Below are 15,399 nucleotides of genomic sequence, written 5' to 3'. Positions count from 1 at the left end.
GGAGTGGATCCGTTGGTGAAAGTTACGGGTACATCCATACAGGCAGTATCCCGCACTGTAAAGCTGGTGGGTGTGATGCCCAGGGTAACTGGTTTTGTGACAGTATGTGAACATCCGTACTGACTGGTGGCAGTGAGGGTAACATTATAAGTACCCGCACCGGCGTAAGTGGTAGTGGGATTGGTTGCCGTGGAATTTGTACTGTTTCCCAGGATCCACTGGTAGTTGAGTGTACCTGGTCCGCTGGTCTGATTGCTGAAACTGATATTGAACGGGGGGCGGCATGTAGCTGCCCCGGTAAAATTGAAATCCGCAGTAACGCCGCTGGTTATGCGAATCATTCTGGCTACCGATCTGGATGACTGGCATCCGCTTGCCGACGTGATCCTCAGGGATACGGTGTAAAAGCCGGGTGTTGTATATGTCTTTCTCGGGTTCTGATCTGTGGATGTAGTGCCGTCTCCGAAATCCCAGTACCATTCCGTGATAACGTTGCCATTGGGTACACTTCTGTCCGTGAACCGCACTTCGGAAGGTGCGCAGGCAATACTGGCTGATGCAATGAAGTTGGCCGTAGGTGAACTGGTTACTGTTATATAATCTGTTCTGGTGATGGAATTGGTTCCGCTACCATTTCTGACAGTAAGAGTTACAGCGTATGTGCCTGGCTGGGAGTAAGTGATGGATGGGTTTTGCAGGTTGGAGAATTCACCATTGCCAAAATCCCAGCTCCAGTATTTGGGAGAATTGGTGGATTGATCCCTGAATGCAACGCCCAGAGGGGCACAGCCAGACTGCCTGTTTGAAGTGAATGCCGCCACGGGGGCCTGGGCCGCCACCTGTTGCAGCAGCGTCAGTAAAATGATCGTACAAAGCCAGATTCTTTTCAAGCAGTATTAATTAGGGTATCCAAAAGGAAATGCTCCTTCATGTTTTGAATAGGGTACGGATTAAAATGGGCAGTTTACCGCATAAGGGTAACATTACCTTTTTCATTGAATATTGTATTGTTATTACAAACAACTTCCAGCGTATAGATGTACACATCGGGTGGGGCTGTCTTCCCTTTGTGCATGCCGTTCCAGCCACTGTTGATGTCGTTGGGCTGAACATTTGTTCTTTCAAACACCAGGTCGCCCCAGCGGTTGAAGACCCTGAAGGAGCGGATGGAGAATACTCCCTTCCCTCTGGGATAGAATACGTCATTATGCCCGTCAGAGTTGGGCGTAAAAGTATTCGGAACAAACAGGTTGCTGTTGTCGCAGAATACAAACAAAGTTACCATATCACGGGTAATACACCCACCCTGATTTTTGGCTTCCAGCGTATAAATGGTTGTTTGCCTGGGAGATGCGAGCGGAGTAAGGCAATCGCCGCAGCTCAGTCCAAGCGAAGGAACCCATCTGATGCTGGTGGCATCGGCAGATACGGTTGCTGTCAGCCCAACAGAGGAACCGGAGCCCACATTCTTATCCTCGCCTGCATTCACTACCGGCCAGGGATATACGGTCACGGGAACATAGGCTGTGTCTGTAAAGCAGTTATTATCGTCTTTCCCTACCACCCTGTAAGTAACAGAGGCGTCGGGCCTTGCTTTAGGACGGTCAGCTCCTGGTTTATCCAGCCCGGTACCGGGATACCATTCATACAGTTCTGCACCACTGGCAAACAATTGCAGTGATTCCCCTTTGCATAATGTATCGCCCAGGTGGGCGCTGATTGTAAATGGTTGCTTCACGGTTACTTTGATTGAATCGGTGGCCTCGCACCCAAATCCATTGATCCCTCTCACCCGATAGAGCCTGTTCTCCAAAGGTGATGCCAAAGGTGTGGGGCACTGCAGGCAATTCAGGGTATTATCGGTCTGCCACTCGTAAGTGGTTGCCCCGGTAGCGGTAAGAGTTGCATTCGACCCACGACAGATCACCTGGTCCAAACCCGCATCCAGTGCGGGCAATGGCCATGCATTCACTTTCTTTACCACGGTGTCCGCACATCCTGATGAATTAGTAACGATCAATTGTACGGGATATTCTCCTGCTGTCGCGAATTTGATCTCACCGGGCTTCTGACCGGCAGCAGTTTCCCCATTGCGGAAATTCCATTTCCAGATTAGGGAAGAGGTATCCTGTTTAAGCAACCTTCCCTCGAAGCCCAGCACAGCAGGCACACAGGCGCCCAGGCTGCTGCTGATATCCGCCACCGGTGCTGATACGATCTTTATCGGAAGGGGCAGGCTCGCAGATGAGGTACAACCCATGCGGGTGGTCACTTTCAGTGAAACGGAGTGCAGCCCTGCCTGCTTGTAAAAATGTACCGGGTTCTTCTGGCCGCTGAGCGTTGAGCCATCTCCAAATACCCAGGAATAGCCAGTGATCTGGTCGTTGGACACAGACTGGTCATTGAATATCACCCTGCCGGAATCGCATAATAACTGCAGGTTATTATTGAATGCAGCGCTCACATCATAAATATGAATGGTGTCTTTGCCCGGAATGGGTACCCGGCAGCCCTGTGGATCCTCCAGGATCATTTTGGGGAGATAAACCCCCATTGAAGTGTAGCCGTGGGTGGAGTTGGCGCCATCTGTCATATTGGTGGTTCCATCATTGAAATCCCAGATGAATTTTGCAGGAGTGTTGCTGATTCCTGTAAACGCGATGGAAGTAGGTGCGCAGCCCGATGTTTTATCATAGGTGAAACTGCCGGTAGGGCCTTTCACATCCATGGTGGCAAATGCGGAATCCTGACAACCACCCACACTGGTGATCAGCAATTTGGCCCGGTAAGTTCCGGGATAGGTATAGAAGTGGGAAGGAGCGGGAAGGTTGGAACCTGTGCCATCGCCGAAATCCCAGGTCAGTTTGGTGAAGTGCTGGCTTTGATTGGTAAAGGCAGACACCAGCGGAGGACAACTGGTAGTGGTTTTATCTGCTGTGAACGCCGCCTTCGGATTACGGATAGCAATATACGCAGTCCGGGTCAGGGAATCGGAACAACCTACCCTGTCTTTCACCACCAGCTTGATGGTGTATAATCCTTCTGCAGTATATGCATGTGAGGGTGCATTGGCTGCAGAGCCACTGCCATCACCAAAGTCCCATGTATACACACCTGCATCGGCCACAGTCTGGTCCAAGAAACGGACGGGTTGACCTGCACAGGAAAGCGTATCCGGCGCATGGAATTTTACCACCGGGCGCGAGATGTTCACCGCTTTGGTAATGGTGCGGGAATGTGAACAACCTTTTGTATCTGTAACGGTCAGCTGAATATTGTAAGCCCCTGGTGTGTTATAGGTGTGCTCAAAAGGAGCGGTGTTGCGGGTTTCAGTAACGCCATCACCATAATTCCAGGTCCAGTTACTGATGGGGTTCTGCCCGTCTGAAATGGACTGGTCATTGAAAGTGATCGTTGAGCCGGGGCAAACGGAAGGATTGGCCGGGGCAAAGGCGGCAGTTGGACCGTTCACGCGGAGCACGTCAGTTTTTGTATTGTTGTACCGGCAGCCGTTCCTGTCTGAGAACTGAAGTTGAACGGTATATATGCCTGCCTCATTGAAGGTGAATCTGGCCTGCTGCGTATTAGCGCTTGCATAGAGCGAACCATTCAGGAAGATACTCCAGTTCCATCCAGTGATCTGTTGTGCATTGGTGGTTGCAGGCACCAGCGTCAAGGCTGTGCCTTTGCAGACCTCTGTGGCCGGCATGGTGAATGCTGCACTTTCATTGATGATGTTCACCTGTTTCTGCACCGTATGCGAACAGCCTCCATTGGTAACGGTAAGCGTAATGGTATAATTACCCGGAGCCGCATAAGCATGAGAAGGATGTTGTTGCGTGGAGCTGTTGCCATCCCCGAAATCCCAACGCCATGTCTGGGCATCGATCGATCTGTCTACGAAACTCCTTGACAGTCGCGACAAGCAGGAAGAAACGATATCGAACCTGGCGAGAGGCGGACGGATATGCACCACCCGGTTCAGCGTGATGGAATCTTTACAGCCATTACTGGTCACTACCAGCTTTGCACCAAAATATCCTGTATCCTTGAAAAGGTAGTTTGGGTTTTGTTCTGAGGAACGGCCGCCGTCAGTGAAAGTCCAGTCCCATTCATCCACAATGGCTCCTGTGCTCTGATCTGTAAACCTGATAGGCATATTTGCACAGGCATCAGCAGGATTGGAAGAGAAAGCGGGAATGGGTTTGTTGCCGGCTTTGATGGCATCGCGTACCACCACAGAATCAGTACAGCCGCCCACCGTGGTATAAACCAGTTTTACAGTGAATTTGCCGGCGGCAGTGTACGTATGTTGTGTGTTCATTCCGCTGGCAGTGCCGCCATCTCCATAATACCATTGCCAGTTGGCAATGGGGTCTGCACTCACAACTGTTACACCGGGCTGAAACACCAGTGGCACACAGCCTTCCAGGGGCAGTCCTCCAATCTTCACTTCAGCGGCTTTGATCTGAACCAGTTGGTTCTTCTGAATGGTATCTGTACATCCTGCAGCGTTGGTCACCACCAGTTTTACGGAGTAAGAGCCATTGGCAGTATAGGTATGCGAAGCGGTTGCTCCGGTGCCTTTGCTGCCATCACCAAAGAACCATTCATAGCCAACAGCGCCAGGCGTCTGGGCAGTGAAGTCAACGGTATGCGGCGCTTTACAGCCAATGATATTGTTGGCTGTGAAAGCAGCGGTGGGTTTTGCAATTACCTGAATGGTTTTGGTAATACTGTCCTTACAGTTGCCGAAATCGGCCACCAGCTTGATGTTGAAACTTCCTGCCTGTGCAAATGTTTTTACGGGGTGCAGGGCAGTAGAACTGCTGCCATCACCGAATGTCCAACGGGAGGAAGCAGGAGCAGGTACAGAAGCGTTGTTGATGGTAACCGGCTGTCCGGCACAGATCTGGGCAGGAGTATTGAAATCAGCATCTGTATTGCCGATAGTGATGGTATTCACTTTGATGATGGAGTCCGTGCAACCCGTGGCATTCCGTACGATCAGTTTTACTGTAAAACTGCCATTAGCTGAATAAATATGCGCCGGATTAATATCGGTTGAGGTCTGGCCATCACCGAAGTCCCATACATAACTGAGCGTACCGGTTCCGGTACTGCTGTTGGTGAACCGGATAGTGGAAGGAGCCTTGCAACTGTTGGGAGAAGAGAAGCTGAAGTTTGCCTTCACTCCATTCTGGAGGCTTATATAGTTTGTTCTTGTAAGCGTTTGTTCACAACCGTTGGAGTTCTTCACCCTAAGGGAGATATTGAACTGTCCTGCACTGGTATAGGTATGGGCAGGGTGCTGGTCATTGGAGATAACACCATCCCCGAAATCCCATTGCCAGCTGCTGATGGAGCCGCTGCCGGGATCGCTGAGATCCGATAGCTGCACTGGCAGCGGAAAACAACCTGTAGTGGATGAAGCGGAAAAGTTCACCGTTGGCTGTGCATGTACAGTTATATAACCAGTGAGGGTCACTGAGTCTTTAGCTGCATCATTACCTGCTACAAGTTTAACGGAGTAAGTTCCCGGATTGAAGTATGTGGTGGCCGGATTCTGCAGGAAGGAGACGGTACCATTTCCCAGGTCCCATCGCCACCAGGTGGGGCTGCCGGTTGAGGCATCATTGAATTGCACTATCACAGGCGCACAACCTTGTTGAGTGCTCGCCGTGAAGGCAGCACTGATCTGCGCATAGGCCGTACTGTTACATAATATAACAGCCAGGCATAGGTTTAGCCAGGTTATTCGATTCATTGGTGTGGTGTTCCCTTATAAGATATATGGATGATCCTTATGTCTAAGGTAGCATCTTTCTAAGGGTTAACACGTAAAAAGGGTGGTGAGAATCGTCTACATTGGCTGATTTTCTTGATTTTATAAGGGTTTTTACTTATGTGTTTGACTTAGGTCAAATAGCTTGCGGTTGTATTTTACGGTTATTTTTTCCGGAGGTGCAGAAAATTCTTTCCTTCGGATACTTTCATCTCTGCTTCCACGTAGTTCATATAGCTGTCAGTGATCTTCCAGAGGCCGTTCACTTTTTTCAGCGGATCGATGGCAGACGGGAACTGCGCAGTGAAGGACGCATTCTGCATACTGGCCTGCCAGGTGCCATTGTCTGGGGCCAGGCCTGTGCGTTTCCCCTGTAAAGTGCCGTCCTTATTGAACTGAAATTCGTAGTCACTGAAAGAAGAAGTGATATCGGTGTTGTTCTCGCGGTACTCTTCTATGTACCAGGTGCCGTTGGTGATGGCATTCATCAATACTTTCTCCTGCTGCTCTTCAATAAATTTCTTGCAGCCTGAGCCAACTACCAGCAATATGAGAATAAAGGGTAGAAGTTGTTTCATACAGATAATGGTTTCGTTATGCGTAAATACTTCCGTATTTACGTTGCAGGTATTGCAGAAAATAGCTGATGTTCAGCGTTTCTCCCGTTACCTTTTTGCATAAGTCCTCGCTGGTATACATCCTTCCATAACGGTGAACCTGTTCACGCAGCCAGCTTAATAACGAATCCATCTGCCCTTTTTGTATCTGATGCTCCAGCCCGGGGATGTTTTTTTCAGCTATGGCAAAAAGTTGTGCTGCATAAAAACTTCCCAGACTGTAAGTTGGGAAATATCCGAAGCTTCCGTGGCTCCAGTGAACATCCTGGAGGCAACCCTGCCTGTCGTCAGGCACTTTCACGTTCATATACCTGAGATAGCTCTCATTCCAGTAAGAAGGGATATCTGCGGTGGTGATGGAATTTTCCATCAGTGCTTTTTCCAGTTCGTAACGGATCATCACATGGAAGTGGTAAGTGAGTTCATCCGCTTCTGTACGGATAAGCGAGGGCGTTACCTGGTTGATCCCTTTGTAAAAGGTCATAGCGTCCAGCGACTGCAGTTGTTCAGGGAAATACTGTTGCAGCACTGGTAAATAATGCTGGCACCAGGCGAGGCTCCTGCCCACATGATTTTCCCATAGGCGCGATTGCGATTCGTGGATAGTGTAGGATGCGGGTTCTCCCAGGGGAAGACCATATTGCGGCTCGGGCAATCCCTGTTCATACAGGGCGTGTCCGGCTTCATGGATACAGCTCCACACCATGTTACCGAGATCGTTCACATCTATGCGGGTAGTAACGCGCACGTCGCGGCAATTGAAATTGGTAGTGAAGGGATGCTCTGAAAGGTCCTGCCTGCCTGCTTCCAGGTCATAACCCATTTCTCGGATGAGCTGCATGCCGAAATCCCATTGTTTGTCTTTAGGGAAATGCTGCTGCAGGAAACTGTTATTCACCTGCGGGCGTGATTGCACCTGTGCCAGCAGGGATTGCAGCGGCTGCCTGATGGTGTCAAATACCTTGTCGAGCAATTGTACGGATGCGCCTTTGTCATGGTCGTTGAGCATGGCATCATAACAATGGCGCTCGTAGCCGAGTATTTCCGCTTCTTCTTTTTTCAGCTTCACCAGCTCTGCCAGGTCACCCGCAAAAAGGCTGAAACTATTGGCTTTGCGGGCCTCCATCCAACTGTGGAAACTCCTGTTGACCACTTCCGTGAGCTGGCGCACAAAAGCGGAACTGAATTTTTTATTTCGATTGTAATCTTCCAGGGTGAGGGCTACATTCCTTTGCTGTTCTGCATCCAGGTCCGCCCGGGAACTGAGTTCCTGCAACAGTACGCCCAGAGCATCCGACGTGAATTCCTGGTGTGCGATCTCTGTGAGTGTGGCCAGTTGCTGGCCGCGGAATGCCGCACCCTTTGAGGGGAGATAGGTTTCCTGGTCCCACTGCAATACGGCAGCTGAGTAACGGATATCGGCAATACGGCGCATGGAGGACTGGTAACTTCTGTACAGTTCAGCTGAGTTGGTATTTGTAGTGCTCATAATGCTCAAATATCATAATTTAATATCATAATCATGGATGGATGACCGGTGATGGTGGTAACAACATCCCTTTAACAGATCAAAGACAAAAAAAATTGCCGGTATTCAATGATAAACGCAGTAATTTGTCATCCAGAAGTGATACTCATGAAACGACTTATTCTTCCTTACCTGTCAACGGCTGTATTGATGGTGTTTGCCATCTCTTCCCAGGCCCAGCGGATCGACTCGATGATCAATGTATATGGTGAACGCTTTCCCCAGGAAAAGGTTCACGTGCATTTCGATAAAGGGGTGTACAATCCCGGCGAGACCATCTGGTTCAAGGCTTATATCCAGGCAGGTTTCCTGCCTTCGAATATCAGTAAGAACTTTTATGCTGAACTGATTGATCCGGCCACCGGCAAATTGCTGCAACGGAAAGTGCTGCCGGTATACGAGGCATCCACTGCTTCGCATTTCGATCTCCCTGAGAACTTCAATATCCAGGAAGTGGTGTTCCGCGCGTACACCAACTGGATGATGAATTTCGATTCAGCATTCCTCTATACAAAAACATTGAGGGTGGTAACCAAAAATGATGCTGCCATAGCTGCTGCTGCAGCTGCACCTCCCGTGCTGAAATTCTTCCCGGAGGGGGGCGACATGGTCGCCGGGATCTCCACCAATATCGCTTTCAAGGGAACTGACAGCCGTGGTTTCCCCATCAAAGTGAAGGGCGTGGTGAAGGATGCGAAGGGTGCCACTGTAGCCAGCTTTATCAGCGCGCACGATGGTATGGGCAAGTTTGAACTGGAGCCAGTGGCAGGTACTACCTACACGGCAGAATGGAAGGATGAGAAAGGCGCTGCTTACAAGGCAGAACTTCCCAGCATCAAAAACTCAGGTGCTGTCCTGCAGATCAATGGTACCGGCCCCCGCCGCTCTTTTGTGGTGAAGCGTTCCATGGATGCCGGTCCGGAGCTGAAAAAGGTTTTCATTGTGGCAAATATTTACCAGCAGGTAGTATACAAGGCTACGGTTGACCTGAGCTCCAATTTCATGACCAGCGGACTGATACCTACAGATAACCTGCCCAGCGGTATTCTCCAGGTCACACTCTTCGATGGTAACTGGAAAGCGCTGGCAGAACGTATCACTTTTGTGAACAACAATGATTATCTATTCCTGCCTGATCTGATAGACGCAGGCAAGAATGTTACGAGGCGCGGAAAGAATGTACTCACTATCGATGTGCCGGACACGCTTCGCTCCAATCTTTCCGTATCTGTTACTGATGCTGCGGTGAGTGATGATGGCAAAGAAGATATCTTCTCCCGTTTTCTGCTCACCGACGAACTGAAAGGATTCATCTTCCAGCCTGCTTATTATTTTTCTTCCACTGCGGATTCGGTGCAGGATCACCTGGAACTGGTGATGCTCACGCACGGATGGCGCCGTTTCAACTGGGATGATCTTGCAGCAGGTAAAATGCCGCAGATCAAATACCCGCTCGAAAATTATTTATCGCTCAAAGGAGAACTGGTAGGCCTCAATCCCAGCCAGATCCCGCAGGGCACTTCGCTCAATGTGTTCATGGAGGCAAGGGATTCTTCCCGTCAGTTGTTCCTGCTGCCTGTTGATAATAAAGGCAGGTTCGAGGAACAGGGACTGGTATTCTTCGATACCGTGAAGCTGTACTATAGTTTCAACAAGAATCAGAAACTTACGGAAACAGCCGTGGTCAATTTCTCCAACGGGTCCATGCGTTCGCCTTCACTGGTTACCTTCAATCCGCTCTGGAGGATCTACAACCCACTGGATACGCAAGCGCTTAACCGCAGCCGTTATATAGCGCGTGAAGCGGACCGGCTGCGGCCCGAGATCGCGAAGCGTGTGAAGACCCTGGAGGCTGTTACCGTTACAGGACGCCAGAAATCAAAATCGCAGATCCTGGATTCGAAATATACAAGCGGGCTTTTCTCCGGTGGGGATGCCTATTCATTTGATATGATGGACGATCCCTTTGCCATGTCTGCGCGCGATATCTTCACCTTCCTGCAGGGCCGTGTACCTGGTTTGCAGATCACGGGAGCCGGTGGGCCTGATGGTGCCAATCTTCAGTGGCGCGGTCAGACACCCACGCTCTTCCTGAACGAGATGCAGGTAGATGCCAGCATGATGGCCAATACACCGGTAGCGGATGTGGCTTATGTGAAAGTGTTCCGTCCTCCTTTCTTTGGTGCATTTGGTGGTGGAGCTGGTGGCGCCATTGCGGTGTATACCAAAAAGGGCGGTGAAGGCAGAACGGCCAGCAATGTGCCTGGTGGTATGGAAAAGAACAAGATGCTGGGATATGCTGCCGTGAAGGAATTCTATTCTCCGGATTATTCAAAAGAGTCTGCATTGTATGATGTGCTGGATGTGCGCACTACTTTATACTGGGCGCCTTACCTGCTGACAGACAAAATGAATAAGAAGGCAACTTTTACATTTTACAATAATGATATTTCCAGGAAACTGAAAGTGATCATTGAAGGAATGAATGAAGAAGGCAGGATGACGAGGATCGAGAAGATCCTGGAATAAGGCAGTTTGAAAAGAATAACAAAAGGCCCGGCAGATCTGCCGGGCCTTTTGTTATTTCTGTATGATGGTGATCACTTTTTCCGCATTGAGCATGGTACTGTCAACGGATTTGAGCGAATCAGGAATTCTTGCGTTATAGCTGACTACAAATGCTTTGTACATCTTCATCATGGGGCCGCTGAAATCCAGTTTCCCATTCTGGCTGTCAACCACGCCATTTACATTGACGGTATTGTTACCGGGATCGGGAGTGAGGTCCAGTGTAATGCCAAATGGTTGTCCTGTTGCCGGTTTACTGATCTCGATATCATAAAAATACTGATGCCCGTAATCGAGGTAAAAGGTGGCAGAGCCATGACCGTTGAAAGCGCTGAGCGCACTGTCCGGGGGGATTACTTTCAGGGGCGAGGAATCTGCAGTAGCCCAGCCGCTGTCTCTGAAATAAACCTGTGCAGGGTCATAAGCAACGTACAGGGTAGTGTTGCGGCGGATGGAGTCCGGGGTATTTCCGAAAGAAATGGTGTTATGAACGGTTGTCTTATCAGGCTTCTGTGCCAGGAAGTACATAATGGCGCCAGCAAGGAGCGTCACTACCAGGATGATCCAGGTTGTTCGCATGTGATTTGGTATTGTGTAAATAAATTACCACATCTTATGCAATTTGCATGCCCCGAAATAACTACATGCTTTTGTGCTACAACAAGAGCGTATAATTTAGCTTTTTCATGGTTAGGTATTCATCCGGGGAAGCTTCAACTTTATGCAAGAATCCTATTCACTTTAAAAAAGTATGTTATGAAAAACTTCGATCAATTCACTCCGTTAACGGAGAAGGAAGCTTTGGAAATCAATGGCGGTGGCGCTCTTGATGGTATCCTTGACACAGTTAGCGGAATTGTTGGTGTCATTCCTGTACTCGGACCAATCCTCGTTACAGTAGTTAACCTGGTAAAAGGACTGCTGGGAAATCTTCCTCTGCCTGTTTAATCAGGATGATCGCTTGCCGGGACAGCTTATCCTTTCCCTGCAACTGATCAGCAAGTATCGGGTTTTATGTATGTAAATGGGAAAGTATAGCCATCAACATACAGCAAAGAGGCCCGTGCTACCGTACGGGTCTTTTCTGCACCCTTTGTTTAACTGACAATCTATAACCATGAATACAAATTTTCAACCACTCTCCGGGCAGGAATGCAAGGATATCAACGGAGGCGCATCTACAACTATTACGCTGAATCTGCTTGGCACGCCCGTAACGCTGGCCATTCCTGATCTCGGCGCTGCCGCAACAGGGGTAGGAACTACACTGGTTACTGTTTCTTCAACTGTAAGCGGACTGCTGAACAGTGTTGCAGGGATCGTAGGCAACCTGCTGGGCAGCCTCAAAATCTAAAAACACGTAGTGTCCCGGCTCCCTGCCAGGAATACAGGATACTAACGGTAACAAACAACCGGGAACACCCCAAACCGGTAATGCTTACCATTGAAACATTTTGGACGGGGAATATAGTATCTGGCCATGGTTTTCAGATACTGTAAAAGGGCTCCAGGATTTGGAGCCTTTTTTAATTGAACTACAACTGACGGCTATAATTTAAACTGTTCATGGTTAGGTAAATAAGAGGATTGTAGGCAATTTTAAAGGGCTAAATCTTCCTTCACTTTTTAAAAAATGTAATCATGAAAAGCTTAGATCAATTCAACGCGCTCTCAAACCAGGAGCTGATGGAGATCAATGGCGGCGCCGGTCTGGATAGCCTCCTGTCTACCCTCAACAGTGTTCTGGTTCCTACTGTAGCTGCAACTTCTGCAAGCCTGCTGATCCTGACTTCAGGAGCTTCAGGTGCGGTTAATACCATTGCTGGTGGACTGGCTGCATTTCTCTCTAAACTCAGTCTTCCAACTGTGTAATAAGAAATTAGCTGCATCATTACGGAAAGTAGGATGCAGCTGAAAAAGACCATCCCGGACATTGGATGGGGTTGTAGTGGAGACACTATAACTGTCAGGCATACGTGTAAAAAAGGGCTGGGAATTCTCCCGGCCCTTTTGCTTATTTCACTATGAATGTTTATTTCAATACCGTGCGCGCTGCCACTCCTTTACGGTTGCAACTTCTTCCATCTCCAGCAGTGAGCCGGGGTTGGTCTGCAGGATCGAACTGATCTGGTAAAGCCTGTCGATAGTGATTGGTGTTTTTCCATTCTCCAGCCTGCTGTACGCATTCTGGGAAATATTCAATAACAAGGCCATATACTCCTGCGAGTATTCCCGGTTCCTTCTTAAGGTCCGGATCTTTGTTGCCACGCGGGTAGTGTGAGAAATAGTGGTGATTTGTAACATATTCAAAGGGTTTCGTACATAGAATGTTGTTTCTCGTAATTGGTTTTATATTCTTATTGGTTAAAGCATTTCTTATCAACCCTCAGCGCCCACCATCATTCCCTGATGATGTTGCCAGAGTTCTGCATAAGTGGTATTCCCTTCCAGCAACTGTGAGTGGGAACCCTGCCCCTGCAACTGCCCGTTCTTCAGTACCACTATCTTGTCTGCATTCATCACGGTGCTTAGCCTGTGCGCAATCACAATGATCGTTTTGCCATTCCTTCTCAGCCTTTGCAAAACCAGTTGTACCATCTGGTCTGCTATCGGATCCAGGGAGGAGGTCGCTTCATCGAGGATCAGGATATCCGGGTCCCTGTATAAAGCCCTGGCAATGGCCAGCCGCTGACGCTGGCCGCCGGAAAGGTTCACGCCATGCTCACCGATCCAGGTATTGAAGCCTCCGGGCAGCTGCTCTACAAATTCAAGTATGCCCAGCTGCCGGCTGATATCTATCACCCGCTGCATATCCGGCTCAAACTCACCCACCGCAATATTCTCCAGCACTGACCCTGCAAACAGGTCTATCTGTTGCGGCACCACGCTCACCCGCTGCCGAAGGCTCTCATTATCGAAATACCTGATATCGGTGTCACCGATCGTGATATGACCAGCCCTCAACGGGTAAAGATTCTGTAACAATGAAATGAGCGTTGACTTGCCGCTGCCGCTCTCGCCCACAATGGCGGTGATACTGTTCTGCGGTATATCCAGGTCAAGCCCTTTGAATACATCCACCCGGGTGCCGTACCGGAAATTCACCTGGTGGAATGTGATATCTCCTGTTTTTCCTGCTTCCAGTTTGATCTTGTTGGTGGAGCTTTCCTGCTCCAGGTCCATGATCTCAAACAAGCGGTCAGCAGCGATCAGTGCATCCTGAATACTTTTATTCGCACCGATGATACTCATGGCAGGCCCGGTGAAATAACCGAGCAACGCATAAAAAGAAAGCAGCTCACCGGCACTTAATGACCGGCCTACCACCATATAGGCGCCGGTCCAGAGTAAAGCCACTACCAACAATCCGTTTACCAGTGATGCCGCATTACCGAGGTGAACATTGAAGATGCCCGTATGAAAAATACTTTTAAGCAGTTTGATGAAACGGGATTCCGTTTTAAGATTGGCATGTTCTTCCAGTCCGAACCTTTTTATTGTGGTAATGGTGTTGAGAGATTCCACCAGTTGGCTGCCGAGCTCTGCATTGTCTTCCATCATTTTCCGCTGCCATTTTTTATTGAAGCGGTTGCTGATAAAATACATCACCAGGTAGAGAGGGATCACAGACATTACCAGGAAGGCCAGCTTCCACTGGTAAATGAACATCACAATGAATGAGAACAGAACGATGAATACATTCACGATCAGACCCATGGCCGTATCATTGATGAACACGCGGATCTTTACAGCATCGGTGATACGGCTGGTGATCTCTCCCACACGCATGGTATCGAAAAAGGTCTGCGGCAGTTTCAGCAGGTGCTTGTAATACCCGAGAATAAGACTGGCATCCAGGTGCTGGCTTGTTTTAAGAGCGAAAATGTTTTTGAGCCCACCGATGAAGAACTGTAATACCAGTATCACCAGCATGGTCACACCCATCAGGTTCAGCAGCCGGGTATTGCCACCGATGAGAACATGATCTACAATGTTCTGCACATACAGCGAAACTGATAAGCCCAAAATGGTATAGATGGCTGCGCCGAAGAGCACCTGCATGCTAACGGCCTTGTGCGGGCGAAGCAGCATCCAGAAACGGCGCAGATGCGATACTTTTTCATTGCCTTCGCGGAAAGTTTCCGCAGGAAGCAGCAAAACCAGTACGGAGGTCCAGGTTTTCAGGAATTCCTCTTTTTTGATGGTATGCGCCTGTCCGTCGATCGGATCCATCACCACCACTTCTTCGGGGGTCACTTTATAAATCACTACATAGTGCACAATCCGTTGCTGAACGATCACGTGCGCAATGGCCGGTACCGGCATATCCAGCATGGCTTCATAGCTTCCTTTCACGCCTTTGGCCTCGAAGCCAAGTTTTTGTGCGGCTTCCACAAGCCCCAGGATATTGGTTCCCTTGGTATCCGTGCCTGCCATTTGCCGGATCTGTGCAATCGGCAATTGAAGATTGTAATGTGCGGCGATGGACTGCAGACAGGCTGCGCCGCAGTCGGTTATGTCGTGTTGCTTTACTTTGGTGTTTTTCTTAAGGTGCATAGGACTTGATTGGATATTATTTCACAGGCATTTCCTTTCCGTGCTTTGAGTTGGGGTTGATCCAGCTGTCTGTTCGCTCATAGAGTAACTGCAATAATCCCCTGCGCGCCAGGATGAACCTGCATTGCATGGTCATCCCTTTTTTCAGTTTTCCTTCCACACCATTTGGCAGGGTAAGCGTATTGCTGCTGAGTGCACATTTTACTTTGAAGAAGGGCTGGTCATTCACGATGCTGAAATCATTGTCGATACTGATCACTTTGCCCTCCAGTACGCCCCAGGAATTGTAGTTGAATGCATCTACCTGGAATTTCACAGGCATGCCTTCATAGATATAACCGATA

Annotated in this window: 12 protein-coding genes; 4 read left to right on the top strand and 8 right to left on the bottom strand. The window is 49.1% G+C overall.

Translation table 11 applies throughout. From position 1 onward, the window contains the following. The 4 genes from ACTHMC_RS15190 to ACTHMC_RS15175 form a co-directional block, all read right to left on the bottom strand. A partial coding sequence (locus ACTHMC_RS15190) for a PKD domain-containing protein (RefSeq protein ID WP_440414256.1) occupies window positions 1-890 on the bottom strand: 890 nt, incomplete at its 3' end. 74 nt (window positions 891-964) lie between these two features. After that, window positions 965-5,767 (bottom strand): PKD domain-containing protein, encoded by a 4,803-nt coding sequence (locus ACTHMC_RS15185; RefSeq protein WP_440414255.1) that lies wholly within the window; start codon window positions 5,765-5,767, stop codon window positions 965-967. A 182-nt stretch (window positions 5,768-5,949) separates the two neighbouring features. After that, window positions 5,950-6,363, bottom strand: a complete 414-nt coding sequence (locus ACTHMC_RS15180; protein ID WP_440414253.1) for a hypothetical protein — start codon at window positions 6,361-6,363, stop codon at window positions 5,950-5,952. 16 nt (window positions 6,364-6,379) lie between these two features. Next, window positions 6,380-7,891 carry a carboxypeptidase M32 gene (locus ACTHMC_RS15175; protein WP_440414252.1) on the bottom strand — a complete coding sequence of 504 codons (1,512 nt, stop codon included), beginning with the start codon at window positions 7,889-7,891 and terminating at the stop codon, window positions 6,380-6,382. 147 nt (window positions 7,892-8,038) lie between these two features. Here ACTHMC_RS15175 and ACTHMC_RS15170 point away from each other — a divergent pair, with 147 nt between their 5' ends. Further along, window positions 8,039-10,459, top strand: coding sequence for a hypothetical protein (locus ACTHMC_RS15170; RefSeq protein ID WP_440414251.1), 2,421 nt, complete (start codon window positions 8,039-8,041; stop codon window positions 10,457-10,459). Between the two features lie 51 nt (window positions 10,460-10,510). On the opposite strand, the gene ACTHMC_RS15165 is transcribed toward ACTHMC_RS15170, so the two are convergent. Further along, entirely contained in the window at window positions 10,511-11,077 is a 567-nt protein-coding gene (locus ACTHMC_RS15165) for a hypothetical protein (RefSeq protein ID WP_440414250.1), read from the bottom strand. Between the two features lie 177 nt (window positions 11,078-11,254). On the opposite strand from ACTHMC_RS15165, the gene ACTHMC_RS15160 reads away from it, so the two are divergent. The 3 genes from ACTHMC_RS15160 to ACTHMC_RS15150 all read left to right on the top strand — a co-directional run bounded on the left by ACTHMC_RS15160 (window position 11,255) and on the right by ACTHMC_RS15150 (window position 12,370). Next, the gene (locus ACTHMC_RS15160) at window positions 11,255-11,446 is read left to right on the top strand and encodes a hypothetical protein (RefSeq protein ID WP_440414249.1); all 192 of its coding nucleotides are present in this window, start codon (window positions 11,255-11,257) and stop codon (window positions 11,444-11,446) included. 169 nt (window positions 11,447-11,615) lie between these two features. Beyond that, window positions 11,616-11,852: a hypothetical protein gene (locus ACTHMC_RS15155; protein WP_440414248.1), complete on the top strand. Its 237-nt coding sequence runs from the start codon at window positions 11,616-11,618 to the stop codon at window positions 11,850-11,852. A gap of 287 nt (window positions 11,853-12,139) precedes the next feature. Beyond that, complete coding sequence (locus ACTHMC_RS15150) at window positions 12,140-12,370, top strand: hypothetical protein (protein ID WP_440414247.1); 231 nt, start codon at window positions 12,140-12,142, stop codon at window positions 12,368-12,370. 165 nt (window positions 12,371-12,535) lie between these two features. Here ACTHMC_RS15150 and ACTHMC_RS15145 read toward each other — a convergent pair whose 3' ends face one another. The 3 genes from ACTHMC_RS15145 to ACTHMC_RS15135 form a co-directional block, all read right to left on the bottom strand. Further along, complete coding sequence (locus tag ACTHMC_RS15145; RefSeq protein ID WP_440414246.1) at window positions 12,536-12,802, bottom strand: helix-turn-helix domain-containing protein; 267 nt, start codon at window positions 12,800-12,802, stop codon at window positions 12,536-12,538. A gap of 75 nt (window positions 12,803-12,877) precedes the next feature. Beyond that, window positions 12,878-15,055, bottom strand: coding sequence for a peptidase domain-containing ABC transporter (locus ACTHMC_RS15140; RefSeq protein WP_440414245.1), 2,178 nt, complete (start codon window positions 15,053-15,055; stop codon window positions 12,878-12,880). A gap of 16 nt (window positions 15,056-15,071) precedes the next feature. Then, the coding region (locus ACTHMC_RS15135) for a hypothetical protein (protein ID WP_440414244.1) at window positions 15,072-15,399 on the bottom strand (328 nt) is incomplete at its 5' end.

It is taken from the genome of Pseudobacter sp. (assembly GCF_051955275.1).
Taxonomy (GTDB): domain Bacteria; phylum Bacteroidota; class Bacteroidia; order Chitinophagales; family Chitinophagaceae; genus Pseudobacter.
This window is presented reverse-complemented; position numbering and strand designations above follow the sequence as displayed.

Excerpts from the sequence above, each read along its gene's own strand:
- ACTHMC_RS15180 (WP_440414253.1), bottom strand. The coding sequence starts at position 6,363 with ATGAAACAACTTCTACCCTTTATTCTCATATTGCTGGTAGTTGGCTCA.
- ACTHMC_RS15140 (WP_440414245.1), bottom strand. The coding sequence starts at position 15,055 with ATGCACCTTAAGAAAAACACCAAAGTAAAGCAACACGACATAACCGAC.
- ACTHMC_RS15155 (WP_440414248.1), top strand. The coding sequence starts at position 11,616 with ATGAATACAAATTTTCAACCACTCTCCGGGCAGGAATGCAAGGATATC.
- ACTHMC_RS15150 (WP_440414247.1), top strand. The coding sequence starts at position 12,140 with ATGAAAAGCTTAGATCAATTCAACGCGCTCTCAAACCAGGAGCTGATG.
- ACTHMC_RS15170 (WP_440414251.1), top strand. The coding sequence starts at position 8,039 with ATGAAACGACTTATTCTTCCTTACCTGTCAACGGCTGTATTGATGGTG.
- ACTHMC_RS15165 (WP_440414250.1), bottom strand. The coding sequence starts at position 11,077 with ATGCGAACAACCTGGATCATCCTGGTAGTGACGCTCCTTGCTGGCGCC.
- ACTHMC_RS15185 (WP_440414255.1), bottom strand. The coding sequence starts at position 5,767 with ATGAATCGAATAACCTGGCTAAACCTATGCCTGGCTGTTATATTATGT.
- ACTHMC_RS15160 (WP_440414249.1), top strand. The coding sequence starts at position 11,255 with ATGAAAAACTTCGATCAATTCACTCCGTTAACGGAGAAGGAAGCTTTG.
- ACTHMC_RS15145 (WP_440414246.1), bottom strand. The coding sequence starts at position 12,802 with ATGTTACAAATCACCACTATTTCTCACACTACCCGCGTGGCAACAAAG.
- ACTHMC_RS15175 (WP_440414252.1), bottom strand. The coding sequence starts at position 7,891 with ATGAGCACTACAAATACCAACTCAGCTGAACTGTACAGAAGTTACCAG.